This is a genomic window from Parabacteroides sp. Marseille-P3160, assembly GCF_900162725.1.
In the GTDB taxonomy this organism is placed as follows: Bacteria; Bacteroidota; Bacteroidia; order Bacteroidales; family Tannerellaceae; genus Marseille-P3160.
Genome location: NZ_LT799418.1, coordinates 2,768,912 through 2,785,530 on the forward strand (window position 1 = coordinate 2,768,912; position 16,619 = coordinate 2,785,530).

At 41.6% G+C, this 16,619-nt stretch carries 15 protein-coding genes; 2 read left to right on the forward strand and 13 right to left on the reverse strand.

From position 1 onward, the window contains the following. Positions 1–79: 79 nt before the first annotated feature. A complete protein-coding gene (gene rsmG / locus BQ8014_RS11010) occupies positions 80–700 on the reverse strand; it encodes a 16S rRNA (guanine(527)-N(7))-methyltransferase RsmG (RefSeq protein ID WP_080904384.1) in 621 nt (206 codons plus the stop codon). Positions 701–702: 2 nt separating this feature from the next. After that, complete coding sequence (locus tag BQ8014_RS11015; RefSeq protein ID WP_080904385.1) at positions 703–1,554, reverse strand: DUF3298 and DUF4163 domain-containing protein; 852 nt, start codon at positions 1,552–1,554, stop codon at positions 703–705. A 434-nt stretch (positions 1,555–1,988) separates the two neighbouring features. Here BQ8014_RS11015 and gyrA point away from each other — a divergent pair, with 434 nt between their 5' ends. Both gyrA and BQ8014_RS11025 read left to right on the forward strand, forming a co-directional pair. Further along, positions 1,989–4,508 carry a DNA gyrase subunit A gene (gene gyrA, locus BQ8014_RS11020; RefSeq protein ID WP_080904386.1) on the forward strand — a complete coding sequence of 840 codons (2,520 nt, stop codon included), beginning with the start codon at positions 1,989–1,991 and terminating at the stop codon, positions 4,506–4,508. A 44-nt stretch (positions 4,509–4,552) separates the two neighbouring features. After that, the gene (locus BQ8014_RS11025; protein ID WP_080904387.1) at positions 4,553–5,770 is read left to right on the forward strand and encodes a tetratricopeptide repeat protein; all 1,218 of its coding nucleotides are present in this window, start codon (positions 4,553–4,555) and stop codon (positions 5,768–5,770) included. Positions 5,771–5,911: 141 nt separating this feature from the next. Here BQ8014_RS11025 and BQ8014_RS11030 read toward each other — a convergent pair whose 3' ends face one another. From BQ8014_RS11030 to BQ8014_RS11080, 11 genes are all read right to left on the reverse strand, one after another. Further along, complete coding sequence (locus BQ8014_RS11030) at positions 5,912–7,033, reverse strand: universal stress protein (protein ID WP_080904388.1); 1,122 nt, start codon at positions 7,031–7,033, stop codon at positions 5,912–5,914. A 147-nt stretch (positions 7,034–7,180) separates the two neighbouring features. Continuing rightward, positions 7,181–7,456 (reverse strand): DNA-binding protein, encoded by a 276-nt coding sequence (locus tag BQ8014_RS11035; RefSeq protein WP_080904389.1) that lies wholly within the window; start codon positions 7,454–7,456, stop codon positions 7,181–7,183. A 128-nt stretch (positions 7,457–7,584) separates the two neighbouring features. Beyond that, on the reverse strand, positions 7,585–8,268 hold the full coding sequence (locus tag BQ8014_RS11040) for a phosphatase PAP2 family protein (protein WP_080904390.1): 684 nt from the start codon (positions 8,266–8,268) through the stop codon (positions 7,585–7,587). A 6-nt stretch (positions 8,269–8,274) separates the two neighbouring features. Continuing rightward, a complete protein-coding gene (locus BQ8014_RS11045) occupies positions 8,275–9,036 on the reverse strand; it encodes a tetratricopeptide repeat protein (RefSeq protein ID WP_080904391.1) in 762 nt (253 codons plus the stop codon). A gap of 5 nt (positions 9,037–9,041) precedes the next feature. Next, positions 9,042–10,868 (reverse strand): BatD family protein, encoded by a 1,827-nt coding sequence (locus tag BQ8014_RS11050; protein ID WP_080904392.1) that lies wholly within the window; start codon positions 10,866–10,868, stop codon positions 9,042–9,044. 34 nt (positions 10,869–10,902) lie between these two features. Continuing rightward, positions 10,903–11,646, reverse strand: coding sequence for a tetratricopeptide repeat protein (locus BQ8014_RS11055; RefSeq protein ID WP_080904393.1), 744 nt, complete (start codon positions 11,644–11,646; stop codon positions 10,903–10,905). Between the two features lie 15 nt (positions 11,647–11,661). Next, positions 11,662–12,684 (reverse strand): VWA domain-containing protein, encoded by a 1,023-nt coding sequence (locus BQ8014_RS11060; RefSeq protein WP_080904394.1) that lies wholly within the window; start codon positions 12,682–12,684, stop codon positions 11,662–11,664. A gap of 11 nt (positions 12,685–12,695) precedes the next feature. Then, a complete protein-coding gene (locus tag BQ8014_RS11065) occupies positions 12,696–13,682 on the reverse strand; it encodes a vWA domain-containing protein (RefSeq protein WP_080904395.1) in 987 nt (328 codons plus the stop codon). Positions 13,683–13,687: 5 nt separating this feature from the next. Next, the gene (locus tag BQ8014_RS11070) at positions 13,688–14,692 is read right to left on the reverse strand and encodes a hypothetical protein (protein ID WP_080904396.1); all 1,005 of its coding nucleotides are present in this window, start codon (positions 14,690–14,692) and stop codon (positions 13,688–13,690) included. After that, positions 14,689–15,570 (reverse strand): DUF58 domain-containing protein, encoded by an 882-nt coding sequence (locus BQ8014_RS11075; protein WP_080904397.1) that lies wholly within the window; start codon positions 15,568–15,570, stop codon positions 14,689–14,691. The genes BQ8014_RS11070 and BQ8014_RS11075 overlap by 4 nt, the downstream gene beginning before the upstream one ends. An 11-nt stretch (positions 15,571–15,581) precedes the next feature. Beyond that, positions 15,582–16,577, reverse strand: coding sequence for an AAA family ATPase (locus BQ8014_RS11080; RefSeq protein ID WP_080904398.1), 996 nt, complete (start codon positions 16,575–16,577; stop codon positions 15,582–15,584). Positions 16,578–16,619: the final 42 nt, after the last annotated feature.

Consider the following 16,619-nt stretch of genomic DNA (forward strand, 5'->3'; position numbering starts at 1 on the left):
AAAACCGCCTCTCCGGTCTCATCGTATAGCAGATAGGTGTTTTCGGAAAAGTAATTGAATGTAAACTTCTTTATTTTGATCATAGCGGCAGGTACACTATTTTTTTTGTTTCGAAAAATGCTTCTTTATAATAGTCCTTCAAATTGAGAGAAACTACCCGATTACGGAAGGGGAGCAGTTCATGCTGTAATTCACCTCCCTTTAAACAAATTAAACCGTTGGGTAATGCATTTTGTTGTTCTTTTTTAATGTTTTTACGAACCAACTTCACCAATTCGGGCAAAGGCATGACCGCCCGACTGACAGCAAAGTCATAGAGCTGCTTTTCTTCCTCCATCCGGCATTGCGCCATTGTCACATTCTTCAACCCTAGGGCATTTACAACCTCTTGGACCACTTTTATCTTTTTGCTGATACTGTCGATCAAGTGAAACTGAACACCCGGGAAGAATATGGCCAAGGGGATACCCGGAAAACCTCCTCCCGTCCCCACGTCCAAAATTTGGGAACCGCTCTTGAAACGGATCATTTTCTCTATCGAAAGGGAGTGAAGTACATGGTGAACATACAGGTTCTCTATATCTTTCCTGGATATGACGTTAATCTTCGTATTCCAATCGGCATACAAATCATATAAGGCGGCAAATTGGGCGAGCTGCGTTTCGCTCAACCCCGGATAGTAACGGCGAATGACTTCCATCTTTAAAAAGCAAGGGATGCAATGGGACTTTCTTTGCGCAAAAGATGACTGATCCGTTCGAAAGGAAGCTGTACCGTGATCGCCCCCACGGCATAGGCCGCAATCTCATACTCATTAAATGTATAGACTAAGCCTTTCTCATCGACATAAAAATTTTTATTCGAATAAATCTCGTCAATACTGAAGAATCCGATGTTTTCCAGCTCCTTTGCATCCGTTTTGCTATTCTGTGAGGCGATTTCCTCCACCAGTATCTTCGCCAACTCATCCTGGTAATCTTCGATGAAAATATCCTCCTCGGCAAGAGGTTTACCGGTTTTCAGATCGATCGTCTGGTTAGTCAAAGTATGGGAGCCATGCGCTCCTCCGGTGTAATTTTCGACGCGAACTACATAGCTCAACAGGTTGTTACGGTTATATACGATTTCGTTTTCGGAGTATTCATAGTAGGAAAACCATGAATTGATGGGTCCTTCTGCTGCTTCCAATTCTTTCTTGAAATCGTCCTCCAATGCCTTATATTCGCTTAGGTAGTCGTTCGTATACTTAACTATGGCCTCCTGCGGAGATAATGAGCCGTACGCCTCGCCAAAGCATTTGACAATAAATTGCTGTTGAACACTTTTTAGCAGCTTTTCATCCGGTATTTGGGTAGGATAGGTGAATTTTATTTTCAGGTTGCAATTCGGATTTTGTAAACTGTCAAGTAAATGAACAGTTTTATCCACAGTAATCGAGTCAAAAGTTACCTCATTCTCCTGAGTCTTTTTAGATCCGTTTCTCTTGCAACCGGTCATGCATAAACCTAAACAAAGCATGACGACAATCGAATACGAACAAATTTGCGTTTTCATTAGAATATGCTTAAAATGTTTTGCTACAAATGTACGTGAATATCTTTAAAATCCCATGAATCCCGCATCGTATATATGATTATTTTGGAAAAAACGAAACAGCAAGGATACGTTTTTCTTTTCCGTCCATTTTCTATGATCAATCATTGCCAATGGGGAGGATATAGGTCGGAAAGGATTGCACTTTCCAAACGGAATGAATCTTAAACGGTTTTTAGTATCTGATTGACAGACAAAAACAAAAGGGCATATCAATGATGAATAAAGCATTAATAGCCCTTTCTGCATTTTTCAAATCCCGGAGTTTATTTTCAAAAAGATAAATCTGTGGAAACGCTTTTTTGCCCGTTTTACTTTCGTAATAGGGCGAAAAGCAGTAAATTAGTGCAATTTTTCAGGTAAAAAAAAATAGAGAGTAATAAATTTAGAACTAAATGGTTGATCAAGACAGAATTATTAAGATTAACATCGAAGAAGAGATGAAATCGGCCTACATTGATTATTCAATGTCGGTCATCGTTTCGAGAGCTCTTCCGGATGTTAGGGATGGATTTAAACCGGTTCATAGGCGGGTATTATTCGGTATGAACGAATTAGGAAATACATCCGACAAACCTTATAAAAAATCTGCAAGAATTGTTGGTGAGGTATTAGGTAAATACCATCCGCACGGAGATTCGTCCGTGTATTATGCAATGGTACGTATGGCGCAAAAGTGGTCGTTACGCTATCCTTTGGTGGATGGGCAGGGAAACTTCGGATCGGTCGATGGCGACAGTCCGGCTGCTATGCGTTACACGGAAGCGAGGTTGAGTAAATTAGCCGAAGAGATGCTTCGGGACATAGATAAAGATACCGTCGATTTCCAACTGAACTTTGATGATACATTGAAAGAACCGACCGTCTTGCCGACGCGGATCCCCAATCTGCTGGTTAACGGGGCGTCCGGTATTGCGGTAGGGATGGCGACTAATATGCCTCCCCATAATATGAGCGAAGTCATCGACGCCTGCCTTGCGTATATCGATGCGAAGGGAGAGATCGATGTTGAAGGGCTGATGCACTATGTAAAAGCACCGGATTTCCCTACGGGAGCGACTATTTATGGTTATGCCGGCGTAAAAGAGGCTTTTGAGACGGGTAGGGGACGTATCATCCTCAGGGGTAAGGCCGAGATCGAAGCAGATCATAGCCATGAAAAGATCATAATCACTGAAATCCCTTATTTGGTAAACAAGGCGGAACTCATTAAATATATAGCCGATCTGGTGAATGAGAAACGAATTGACGGTATTTCTAATGTAAACGACGAATCGGACCGCAGTGGAATGCGTATTGTGGTAGACGTGAAACGGGACTTCAATTCGAATGTCGTCTTGAATAAGCTTTATAAACTGACGGCTCTGCAATCTTCATTCAGCGTTAATAATATTGCATTAGTCAACGGCCGTCCCCGCCAATTGAATCTGAAGGATATGATCCAGTTGTTCGTGGAACACCGCAAGGAAGTGGTTACCCGCCGGACAAGGTTCGAGTTGAAGAAAGCGGAAGAGAGGGCGCATATCCTGGAGGGGTTGATCATCGCGTCCGACAATATCGACGAAGTAATCGCCATCATCAAATCTTCAGCCAACCCGCAGGATGCTATCAATCGTTTGATGGAACGCTTCCAATTGTCAGAGATCCAATCCCGCGCCATTGTTGAAATGCGTCTCCGCCAGTTAACCGGACTGGAACAGGAGAAGTTGCGGGCCGAGTATGAAGAAATAGAGAAGTTGATCGCCCGTTTGAAAGAAATTCTGGAAAATGAAGATATTTGCATGCAGGTCATTAAGGACGAATTGGCGGAGATCAAGGATAAATACGGCGATGAACGTAAGACAGATATTGTTTACGCTTCGGAAGAATTGAATCCGGAAGATTTCTATGCCGATGACGAAATGATTATCACGATTTCCCATTTAGGCTACATCAAACGCACGCCTTTAAGCGAGTTTCGCGCCCAGGCGCGGGGCGGAGTAGGGGCGAAAGGCTCCGAAACGAGAGATGAAGATTTTGTTGAATATATCTATCCGGCCTCCATGCATGCCACGATGTTGTTCTTTACCGCAAGGGGAAAATGTTATTGGCTGAAGGTCTTTGAAATACCGGAAGGAGCCAAGAACACCAAGGGAAGGGCTATTCAAAATCTGTTAAATATTGAGTCAGGAGATAGCGTCAATGCATTTATTCGTATAAAAAACTTAACAAGTGATGTAGAGTTCATCAATTCTCATTATTTATTGTTTTGTACTAAGAAAGGTGTTATTAAAAAGACATTGCTGGAGGCCTATTCCCGTCCACGCCAGAACGGTGTAAACGCAATTACTTTGCATGAAGATGACGGTTTGATCCAGGTGCGCCTAACGAATGGTAACAATGAGGTCTTGATTGCAAACCGCAACGGGCGGGCAATCCGGTTCCATGAAAACGCGGTGCGTGTGATGGGGCGTACGGCAGCAGGAGTCATCGGAATGCGTTTGGATGACGATCCGGAGGATGAAGTTGTTGGAATGGTTTGCGTTAAAGACAAGGAAAAAGAAACTATTTTGGTCGTTTCGGAGCAAGGTTATGGTAAACGGTCTAGCATTGATGATTACCGGATTACTAATCGAGGAGGAAAAGGCGTAAAAACTTTGAATATAACCGAAAAAACAGGTAAATTAGTCGGCATTAAAACGGTAACAGATGAAAACGACCTGATGATCATTAATAAATCGGGGATCACCATCCGTATGAAAGTAGCGGATTTGCATATTATCGGGCGTGCGACGCAAGGCGTCCGCCTAATTAATTTGGAAAAACGTAATGACGAAATTGCCTCAGTTTGTAAAGTGATGTCGGATTTGGATGAAGAAGAGGCAATCAATCCTGAAAATCCGGAGGAGAACAAGGAAGAAAACCCCGAAGAATAAATTAATTTATTAAACAGACAATATTAACAAAAATTTCAATCGCAATGAAACGAATACTTTTTACGGTTGCCTTATGTTTGGCAGTAACAGCATCGTTCGCTCAGAAAAAGGCGGTCAAAGATGCAGAACGAATAGTGAAAGGCTCAACTCCTGATTTTAATGAAGCTCGCACTCTGATCAAGGGTGCGTTGGATAATGCGGAAACAAAAGACGATGCACAGACTTGGTTTGTCGCAGGTTCCATTGAAGATAAGCAGTTTAGTAGCGAAAATGCAAAACAGGTATTAGGCCAGAAACCGAATGAGCCGGTTATGTATGAAGCGTTGATTCAGATTTATCCCTATTTCTTGAAGGCGTATGAATTGGACCAGAAACCGAATGAAAAGGGGAAAATGAAACCCAAGTATACGAAGGATATCAAGAGTATACTGAGTGCCAACCATGTATATTACATCAATGGCGGAGCTTACTATTTTGATCAAAAGGATTATACGAAAGCGCATAATTTCTTTGACCAATACCTGCAGATCTCCAATAATTCGATTTTCCAGGGTGAGAAGATTGCAGAAAAAGATTCAAACTACATGCAGGTTCAATTTTATGCTGCTGTTGCAGCAACCCAGATGGGCAATCGTGAACTGGCTATAGAGGAACTCAGTAAAGCGAAAGAACTTCCATACAGACAAAATGATGTATATCAATATCTTTGCTACGAATATGAACAAGCGAAAGATACGGTAGGATTAGAAAAGGTGCTTCAGGAAGGATTGACTAAATTTCCTGAAGAGAAGTATTATTTAATGAGTTTAATAAATATTTACATTTATTCAAACCAGAATGACAAAGCAATCGATTATCTGAATACAGCCATCCAAAAGGAACCGTCCAATGCGCTTCTTTACGATGTTTTAGGTAAAGTCTATGAAACAGGCTTGAAAGATATACCTAATGCAGAGAAGAATTATATAAAGGCCAATGAATTGGATCCGGAAAATACAGACTTTATTGCTGATTTAGGCCGTGTCTATTTTAACCAGGGTGTTACCAAGCTAGGCGAAGCTAATTCTATTACCGACAGTGCAAAATACCAAGAGGAATCGACTCGAGCTAAAGACTTATTTAAGAAAGCACTTCCTTATTTTGAAAAAGTACACAAGATCAAACCGGATGATAGAGATTGTTTGACCGCATTGAGAGGTATTTATTACAATTTGAATATGGGTCCTCAATTGGAAAAAATCGAAGCTCTAATTAATCAATAAAAATCTAAATCATTCAATAGCTATTTAACCAAAACCAGAGCTATGATTTGGAAAAAGGGGGCTTCTTCGGAAGCCCCCTTTACTTTTCCCTATTTTCTATTAAACATAATTCTCATTATAAAACAAAGTATTTGATTTCATTTAATGATGAATCGTCAATAAAGCGGTATTAGTATGGAACAACATTTTCCGTGCTTTACTGGGATTAAACATACGTGCAAACAGACTTCGCTTATAAGTACTTAATGCAATTAAATCAATATTTTTATCGCGTACGAACTTTTCTACGGCCAATAATAAATCACCGTCATCTAATACGGTATGCGATATGTTCAATTCCGGATATTGCTTTTTGAAATACTCGCTGATTCCTGCCAAACGGATTTCATTCCATTCGTTCCGTGTGGTCGAAATATTGAATATATGGATCTGTAGATGTTTATAGGGTTTTATAAGTTCAACGAACTCATCAAAAACGACTAAATCCCTCTGATTCATGGATGTTGCAAAAGCCAGATGGTTTACATTTGCCAGATTTTTAAAAGAAGTATTCTCTGGAATGGCTAAGATCGGCTTTTTAGACATTTCGATGACTTCGCCGGTAACGCTGCCGATCATGTCAATATCTTTCTGACTCTTTCCGCGGGTTCCCATCACAATTAGCATAGGATTATATTCCTCGCTGTATTCAATGACTTCTTCTTCTGGTAAACCTTCCCGTAAAATCGTATCATATTTTATTTTCGGAAGTTCACCGGAAGCCATTTTATTGTTGATCTGTTCACAAATCTGGAGCATCTCTTTTTTGACTCTTGCCAGAATATTGGTAACGGACTCCTTGCTTTGTATATCGTAATCAACATTAACCAAGGGCATTGCAGAAGGAAAATAAGGACTGAAATAAGCATGCAGCAACATTACTTCGGCACCGACCTCTTTGGCATAATTGAATCCGATTTCACAAGCTTTCATGGAATAATCCGAAAAGTCTATCGGAATTAAGATACGTTTAGGATTTTCCTTTTCTTTAGACTTGGCGGATACGACATTTTCATCACTCAGCCATTTGCTATCTTCCAGGACTCTCAGTGCATGAGGCAGATCACTCTCCTTTATTCTTACGCGAACACCAGCCGATATGACCGGCTGTATTTGGTTTACATTATGAATATAAACCTCTATACCTTCAGATTCCAATATCGTTTTTAGGATCTGTGCTTTCTCAAAGGTATAAATTGCTAAGGTTACGAGTTTCTCTTCCATTGTATTATAGTTTTATATTGTATTAATATAACAAATTACGACTGGTTATCGTTCACTTAACTGTTAATAAAAGAAAATCCCGACTAACTACTCTGTATTAATCGGGATTATCTTTTAGCTGAAAATAAAACGTCGAGTGCAGCTTAATTATGCTTTTGCGCCTTCATATACTTTGCTTTCCTTGCCAAGTATGTCCAGCGCACGTTCTAAAATAGTTGTATCATCAAGCACTACCAATCCCCCATCGGGCCCCGGCTCGATGTGTACTCCACAACTTTTACCTTCTTTGAAATTTTGCCCTCCAAAATAATTACGAACGGTTTCAACTGTGAGCCCTAATTCATCGGCTATGCGATGAGTACTTCCGTCCGGTAATCGGTCTTTAATTCTACGAAGCTCATTAAAAGTGATCGTCTTTGTCATGGCTAATTTATTTTAGATTGTTACTAAATAGTTAATTTTTAGATGCCCCTAACTTAATAAATATATAAATAAGAGACAAACAATCTCTATCAAATAAAACATGCTTTACGACATACATGAAATAGAGCTCATCTTAATACGGATATGATAGCTGCGTTGAATGAAATTAAAGCAATGAGCGTAATACCCATGCCTATAAGTATATAGTCTATGCGGGTTTTGGAATAAAGGGCGGTTCCACCTTCGTAACCTATTAGCTTTTTCCGGGAATAACGATAGAATAAATAAACCAAATAGCCGAACAAAATGCCGAAAACGGCTCCGGGAATAACATCAGTTATAAAATGTACGCCGAGATAAATCCGCGTATAAGCCATAATTGTACTCCAGATAAAAATGGCGACAGTATACCGCCTATCACGAAAGAGCAAAGAAGTAAAGGCCGCAAAACCAAAAGCATTGGCGGCGTGGCTTGATATAAAACCGTATCGTCCTCCCCGGTAACCGAAGACAATATCTACCTGGTTTTTAAAATCCGGATGAAATGTCGGCCGGAACCGCGCAAACAAAGGCTTGCAAACTCCGGATGCAAACTGGTCGCAGAGCAGAAAAACCAAAAAAAGGGAAAAGAGCACCAGGCACCATTCTTTCCAATTCTTTTTGTAAATCAGCAGGAAGATGAAAAATAAGGCTAACGGAAACCAAACTATTTTATTGGTATATAACCACATAAAATGATCGAAATAAGGAGAGTCACTCCCGTTCAGCCAAAGAAAGACCTCTCTTTCATAATCCAATATTTTTTCTGCCATTAAGTCTTAAATTATAACGACGTCTTTTTTAGGTATCCAACCTATATTTCCATCTTCCAGCTCGATTTCTTTCCACTCTCCTAAAGAACTTTTTATGAAAACCTTAGTTCCTTCATGGAGGATAAACAAGTCCGTCCCACTGGCATCTGGAGAACTCTTAACCGTAACCGTCGGAGTAAAGATAATAGCCCCCCTCCGCTCGGATAATGCTTTTTTCTGGTTCGCGCCAAAGACATTGGCGAAGACCGTCAGAAGAATAAAGGCGATACCTAAATAAAAACCGACCTTTTTCAAACGCATCCATTTAGAGAAAAAGAACAGGATCAGGCAGCCGATAAATGACAGGAAACAAATAATTCCGATGGTTGCCCACGTATCCGCACTCACCAGGTTTTGAATCGATTTGAACCATTTTGCAAATATAAATTCATCTACCGGTTCAATTTTATCAGTCGTTTTCTGTTTGGCTAATTCTATATTGAAACGCACATCCCCGTCTCCAGGATTCATCAATAAGGCGCGTTCATAATTCAAAATAGCAGAAGCAATCTGATTCGTTTTGTAATAGGCATTTCCCAAATTATAATAAATCTCGGCGGAATTCCCATAGGTTTTCAAAAGATCTTCATAAATCGAGATAGCTTTTGAATAATCCTCTTTGGCATAAGCGCTCTCCGCCTCTTTTATTTGTTCTTCCTGTGCGAAAACAGGGAAAAACAGACATTGGATAAATAGTAAAATAAGAATCTTCCCTATATTTGTTTTCATCGCTTTTACTTTTTAATTGTATTCTCCATCTTATCAATCGCATCAACCGTTTGTTTGAACAGATTCCCCATCGCATCCGATGCCTGGTTGGGTGCATAGCGCGCAAATTCACAGGTGTTCAGGATATCCATAAATTCATGAATCAAGGTTTCGTTGATTCCGGACTTCGTCAGCTCATTTTCTATATTATCCTTTGTCAGTTCGGATTGAGGCATATTCAGTTTATCACTCAAATATCCCCAAAGAGCGCGAAGAATCTCTTCATAAAATTCCTCTTTCTTATTCTCTTGCAATAATTGATCTGCTTTTTTCAAACGTTTCAATGCGATCTTATTCGCCTTCCGGGTTCTGACCAAAGCGATATTTGCATTTTCTTTCACTTGTTTTCTATAAATAATGAAGAAAACGATAAATAGAATCGTGATAAGAATGTAAGAGAACAGATAGATGAATGAACCGAAAAATATTTCGTTATTGGGCACAAAAGAAAATCCCTTTACCTTCAGATAACGAATGTCTTTGCCTAAAAACTTTACACGTTCCTTATCACTAAAGTTCGAAACAATAGGTCCCCCTCCTTCTCCACCGACTCCTTTTTCTACGTGTAGCTTATAAGATTGAGTCGTAATCGTTTTATAGGTACCTGATTTTATATCAAAATAGGAAAAGCTGACGGGTGGTATTTCAAAATCTCCGGCATAACGCGGAATTGCCGTATACTCAATCGTCTTTGAGCCCTGGGTACCTGCTGCTGTTGTTGAGATTTTATTATCCACCTTAGGATCATAAACCTCAAAATCATTGGGGAATACGACTTCCGGATTCTTCAGTAATTTTATGTTTCCGCTTCCGGTGATTGCCAATTTAAGCGTAACGGCTTCATTCGTTTTAAGATTGGTCGTATTTATAGTAGATGTCATGGAATAAATCCCGACCGCTCCGGAGAAAGAAGCCGGTTTCCCTGCAGGAAGCGGTTTTACATCGATGGTGACCGGTGTAGTTGTCAAAACCTTTTTCACATCCTGGTAGGTGCCGAAGAAATCATCAAAAAGGCTTCGCGCCTTCTGTTCCGTACGTATCCTTATTATGGCATCAAATCGCCCGCTTTCAATACGAATATTACCGGAACGCTGCGGGTATAAGACGCATTGCCTTAGAACAACCGACTGATAATTTCTACCATTATAATTTTCCAACGACCATTGTTTCTCTTGTGGTAATTCTATTTCCTGTACTAAAAATCCGTCAAATTCAGGAAATTTAAAGTTTTGAGGAACAACCTGACCATCTATTGAATACAATTTGAATGTAACCAGAAAACCTTCCTGTTCATATACATTTTGCTTGGAAACAATCATCCGTACAAAAACATCATTGCTGGAAACTGAGCCGGAAGATGAAGCGCTTCCTCCCCTCCCACTGCCTTGTGAACCGGAATTCCCGGATTTATCCGGTGGAAGCACTTTGATTACAAGTGCATTCGACGTATAGTTCCGCCCTTTTACCTTGATGCTCCCCGGCCCGATATTAAACGTACCTTCTTTCTTTGGCATCAGGATATAGGTAAAGGTTACCGTTGTTTCACTTGACGTTTTTCCATTGATAAAAGTAGAACTATAGGCTGTGGAGGTAGAGGGCCCCATCAATACTTCGAAATCCGGCAATTCAGGAATACGGATATCGGTTCCTTCGGCATTCAGAGTATACGACAGACGGAATTGCTCTCCCGTTACGACAGCGCTGGGCGCTGAAGCTGTAAAGCTGACTTCATCTGCATTTATGTAGGCTCCTGTCGAAAGTGCTAGTATAAATAAAATGATTAATCTTCTCATTATATTATTTATTTCTGTTTGCAAATTTAACAAATTACCATTGTTTATCGGTCTTCCGGCTTTGCTGTTGCTTTGCTTGTGCCTTCTTTACCTTTTCTTGCGTATTCTTTTCATCCTGTAAGAATGCATCCAGCATTTGTTGAGCATTATCCTTACTCATCTGTTCTTGTTGCTGCTGCTCCTGTTGGGTCTTATTTTCTTTTTTATCATCTTGTTGCTGCTGCTGTTCCTGTTCTTGTTTATCGTCTTTGTTCTGATCTTTCTCCTGATCTTTGTTTTTATCGTCCTGGCTTTTATCCTGCTCCTGTTGCTGGTTTTGCAGTAATTTCTGAGCCAAGGCAAGATTATACCGGGTTTCATCATCCCTGGAATTTAGGCGCAGCGATTGCCTATATGCTTCTACACTCTTTGCATAGTCTTTATTCTTCATACCAATGTTTCCCAAATTATGGAAAACCTGTGCCAAACGCTCTCTGTTTTCCGCTTTCTCTTCAAGTAAACGCTTGCCTTGGGAGGCAACCAGTTGGTATTGTTCGGCAGCCTCTGGGAATTTACCCTGTTGGTAAAGGGCATTGCCCAAATTATAAGCTCCTTCTACCGAGCGCGGATTAACTTCTATGCTTTTCCGGTATGCAATTTCCGATTCGGTGAATTTTTTATTGATGTACAATTTATTCCCTTCCCGAATATTCTTTCGCTCCGCCTTCTGCCCAAAAACGGTAGTGGAACAAATAAGTAGAAATATCAATCCGATTATTGATTTATGCATCCCTTTCATATCTTCAATACTATTTTATTCTGAAAATAATTTTACTTTTCTAAAGATTCTGTTCTTACGATCCAGCAAGAGGAACTCGAAGATAAGAACGACCAGAACAATCCATGCCAAAAGCTGGAATTGTTCGTCATATTCCGAATAGACCTTGCTTTCAAGTTCTGCCTTTGTCATTTTATCTATTTCCCCCTGAAGGGCTTTTAATGCGGAATTCGTATTATCTGCACGCACATACATTCCCTTGCCAGCCGTTGCGATTTCCTTACACATCGTCTCGTTCAATTGGGTGATTACTACATTCCCCGCTTGGTCTTTCATGAAGTTATTACTTCCGTCCAAAGGAATAGGAGCTCCTTTCGGCAATCCGATTCCGACCACATTCACCGTTATATTCTTTTCTATGGCCTCCTCTGCCGCTTTAATCGCATCATCTTCATGATTCTCACCGTCCGTTATCACGATGATAGTTTTTCCCGAAGTTTCATTGGGCGTAAAAGAACGGGTAGCCAAATGAAGCGCCGATCCGATAGCCGTACCCTGTACGGATACCATAGATGGATTAATAGAGGACATAAACATCTTGGCGGAGATATAGTCGGACGTAATAGGCAACTGGGTGAAAGCGTCACCGGCAAAAACAATAAGCCCCACCTTATCATCCCTGAATCCCTCGACCAGGCGGCTCAACATTTGTTTTGCCTTTTCCAGACGATTCGGAGAGATATCTTCGGACAGCATGGAATTGGAAACATCCAGGCAAACCATAATTTCGACTCCTTGTTTTTTTACCGTCTCCACCTTCGAACCGAATTGAGGCCCGGCAATAATAAAAATCACCAAAGTGATGGCTCCCGTAAGAAGCCAGAATTTCAAATGCTGCCGCTTGGGAGAAACCTCCGGCATCAATTGTTTAACAATCTCCGGATTGCCGTATTTCTTCAGCGCTTTTCTCTTCCCGATAATTGCTGATATATAAAATAAAAGCAAGACGGGAAGGATGAAAAGTAAGTATAAAAATTCCGGATGCGCAAAACGAAACATAGGCTATTTTTTTATGGAATATTTCTTAATAATGTATTTCTCAACAAAATCTCAACCAGTAAGAGTGCAAAAACCAACAATGCCCAGTTTTTATATTCTTCCTGTTTCTTACTAAACTCTTGTACGCTGATCTTCGTCTTTTCCAACTGGTCAATTTCCGAATAGATTTCTTTTAAGCTGGAGTTATCCGTTGCACGGAAATATTGGCCGCCTGTTGTGGTAGCGATCTGTTTCAATGTCGATTCATCAATCTCTACCGGTATGTTCTGGTATTTGATACCGAAAGCAGTAGGAAACGGATAAGGAGCTTCACCTTGCGTTCCCACGCCAATCGTATAAACCCTGACGCCGAATGTTTTTGCTATTTCCGCCGCCATAACCGGCGCGATCTCTCCCCTGTTATTTACACCGTCCGTCAACAGGATAATCACTTTTGACCTTGCTTGGCTGTCTTTAATACGGCTTACGGCATTGGCCAGCCCTAAGCCGATCGCTGTCCCGTCTTCAATCATTCCGCTTTGAATGTCCTTAAACAAATTCAGAAGAACGGCATGGTCAGTTGTCAACGGACATTGCGTGAAACTTTCGCCGGCAAAAATAACCAACCCTATATTATCATTCGGGCGGCCGTTGATAAATGCAGCTGCGACGTTCTTCGCCGCCTCCAATCGGTTCGGCTTCAGATCTTCCGCCAGCATACTGGTCGAAATATCCATAGCCATTACAATATCTATCCCCTCAGTCGTCGAACTCGACCAATTATCCGTCGATTGCGGCCTTGCCAGAATAACGATAACCAACGCAATGGCGATCATACGCAGAACAAACGGCAGATGCCTCAGATAGACTTTCCAGGATTTAGCTTCCGGCGCATCAAAAGCAGCCGTATCAGATACCTGCAAGCTGGCCTGATTTTTCCGAAGCTTCCATATATACCACCCGATCAAAGGGATGAGCAATAGAAGCAGATATAAATAGATAGGATTTGCAAATATCATGTCAATTACTCTTTTAATTTAGATTCTTCTGCCGTTTTCTCCTTTTCCGTTTGTTCGGGCTTTTCAGCCGGAGGTGCCTCAATCCGTTTGGTCCGCTCTACAAACTCATAAGCGTTTGCCATGCTTAAATCGTTTTCATCGGGAAGAGGATTCATTTTTGCAAACTTCACGAAATCAGATAACAGTAAAATCTGTTTCAGATTATTATATACAGGAGCCGCTTCCGGTTCCGATTGAAGAGTATTCATAATTTCTCCGGAAGTCATCTCCAGCGCATTTATGTCAAAGCGTTCTATCAGATATTTACGCAATGTGTCTGTAATCGCCGTATAATATTCTTTACTACGCCCCTGTTGCCATAGTTTCCGCTGCTTTATCTCTTCCAGTTCCTTAATAGCCTGCTCATGCGGCGGAAGTTTGGGTTCTTCTTTTTTAAGAGGCAACAGCGATTTCTTGTTTCGGATCCGTTGCAGAATATAACCAATCACGCAAATAAGGAACAGCGTCAGCAAAACGCCGAAAATAAGCGGATAATAATCGGCAAGTACGAACGGAGGCTGCCAAACTCCTTTAATATCGTAGAATTTATCCGGAGCATCCGCTTGAACCGGCAGGGTAGATACCTTCAGCGCCACCTGCTTCGAATAAATCGTATCCGCCTGGTCGATCACCTTCAAAGGAGGCAATAGATATAGCGCAGAGTCGAAAGACGTAATCAGGATATCCTGCTTGATGATCAACCGGTTGTTATCCGTTTCCGTCGTGTCGGGTGCGGATAAGGACAAGACCTCTACGCCTGTCATTAAGGTATCCGGCGGAATGGTCAGTAAAACCTTTTTCCCTTTATCCGTTGTTACCGAAACATGCAGGACAGTCTGTTCTCCGATTAAGATCGCCGCCGAATCAATCGATACGTCTATCAGCGTTTTCTGTGCGGCCGCCTTCCCTCCAAAAAGAAAAACCGATAGAATAAATCCCCACAACAAGCTGTTTATATTTATCCCTTTCATTTATTTACATAATTACGTTGATCAAAAAGAGAGATTAATGCCCTTACATAATCGTCTTCCGTTTGAATAGATACCGAATCCACCCTGCTCTTTTTAAATGCATCAGCCATCTCGGACTGCCGCTTGGTCCACCAATCGTGATAAGCTTTCCGTACGTGGGCTGACGAACTGTCGATCCATCGTTCGGCGCCGCTTTCCGCATCTTTAATCTTCATCAGGCCGATGGCCGGCAATTCCGTTTCCCTGTGGTCATAAACCTGTATGGCAACGACGTCATGCTTACGATTCGCTATCGTCAATGCGTCTTTGTACGATTTATGATCGATAAAATCGGAAATAAGGAAGGTCGTACAACGTTTTTTGATGGCATTTGTCAGATATTTTAGTGCCTGACTGATATCGGTCTGTTTATTTTGGGGCTCGAAGTCGAGCAGTTCGCGGATAATGTAGAGGATGTGCTTTTTCCCTTTCTGCGGCGGAATGAATTTTTCAATCCGGTCGGAAAAGAAAATCACGCCGATCTTGTCATTATTCTGGATAGCCGAAAAAGCCAACGTAGCCGCCACTTCCGTCATGATCTCCTTTTTCATGACACGGGCCGAACCGAAATCTTTACTGCCTGAAACGTCGATCATCAACATCACCGTAAGCTCCCGTTCCTCTTCAAAAATCTTCACGTAGGGACGGTTATAGCGGGCTGTCACATTCCAGTCTATATCACGGATGTCGTCACCGAATTGGTATTCCCGCACTTCGCTGAAAGCCATCCCCCGTCCCTTAAAGGCGGAATGATATTGCCCGGCGAAAATGTTACGCGACAATCCGCGGGTTTTGATTTCAATCTTTCGAACTTTTTTAAGCAGCTCACTTGTTTCCATAGAATCGATTCTCAAGGTACTTCGACCTTATTCAATATTTCACTGATTATTTCTTCTGATGTCAGGTTATTGGCTTCCGCTTCATAACTCAAGCCGATACGATGGCGCATAACGTCATGGCAAACCGCCCGTATATCTTCCGGAATGACGTACCCCCTGCGTTTGATAAATGCATACGCACGGGCGGCCAACGCCAGGTTGATGGAGGCACGCGGAGAAGCTCCGAAGGATATCATGTTGCTCAGATTATTCAATCCGTATTCTTGCGGGAAACGGGTAGCGAACACGATGTCCACAATATAGCGTTCAATCTTTTCATCCAGATAAACTTCGCGTACTATGTTGCGGGCTTCCAGAATCTCTTCTTTTGTCAAAATAGGCTTGGTTTCTTCCCGCGGAGCGGAGATATTTTGCCGGATCACTAATTTTTCTTCGTCTCTTTTCGGATAATTGATCACTACCTTCAACATGAAACGGTCGACCTGTGCTTCCGGAAGCGGATAAGTCCCCTCCTGCTCGATCGGGTTCTGGGTAGCCATTACCAGGAATGGTTTGGGCAATTCGTAGGTGTGTTCGGCAATTGTAACTTGACGTTCTTGCATCGCTTCAAGCAGGGCGCTCTGTACCTTCGCCGGCGCACGGTTAATTTCATCCGCCAACACGAAGTTCGCGAAAATCGGGCCTTTCTTCACCAGAAATTCCTCGTTCTTCTGACTGTAAATCATGGTTCCGATCACATCGGCCGGCAATAAATCCGGCGTAAATTGAATCCGGTTGTACTTGGCGTCGATCAACGATGCCAACGTTTTAATGGCCAATGTCTTTGCCAACCCCGGTACTCCCTCCAGAAGGATATGCCCATCGGACAGCAGGCCAATCAATAAAGACTCAATCAAATGCTTTTGACCTACGATCACCTGGTTCATACCCATAGTAATCATATTTACAAATGAACTTTTACTTTCTATCCGCTCGTTCAACTCACGAATATCGACTGTTTGACTCATAGATTCATTAATTATATGTTATTTTTCTATCTCATTCTTTTA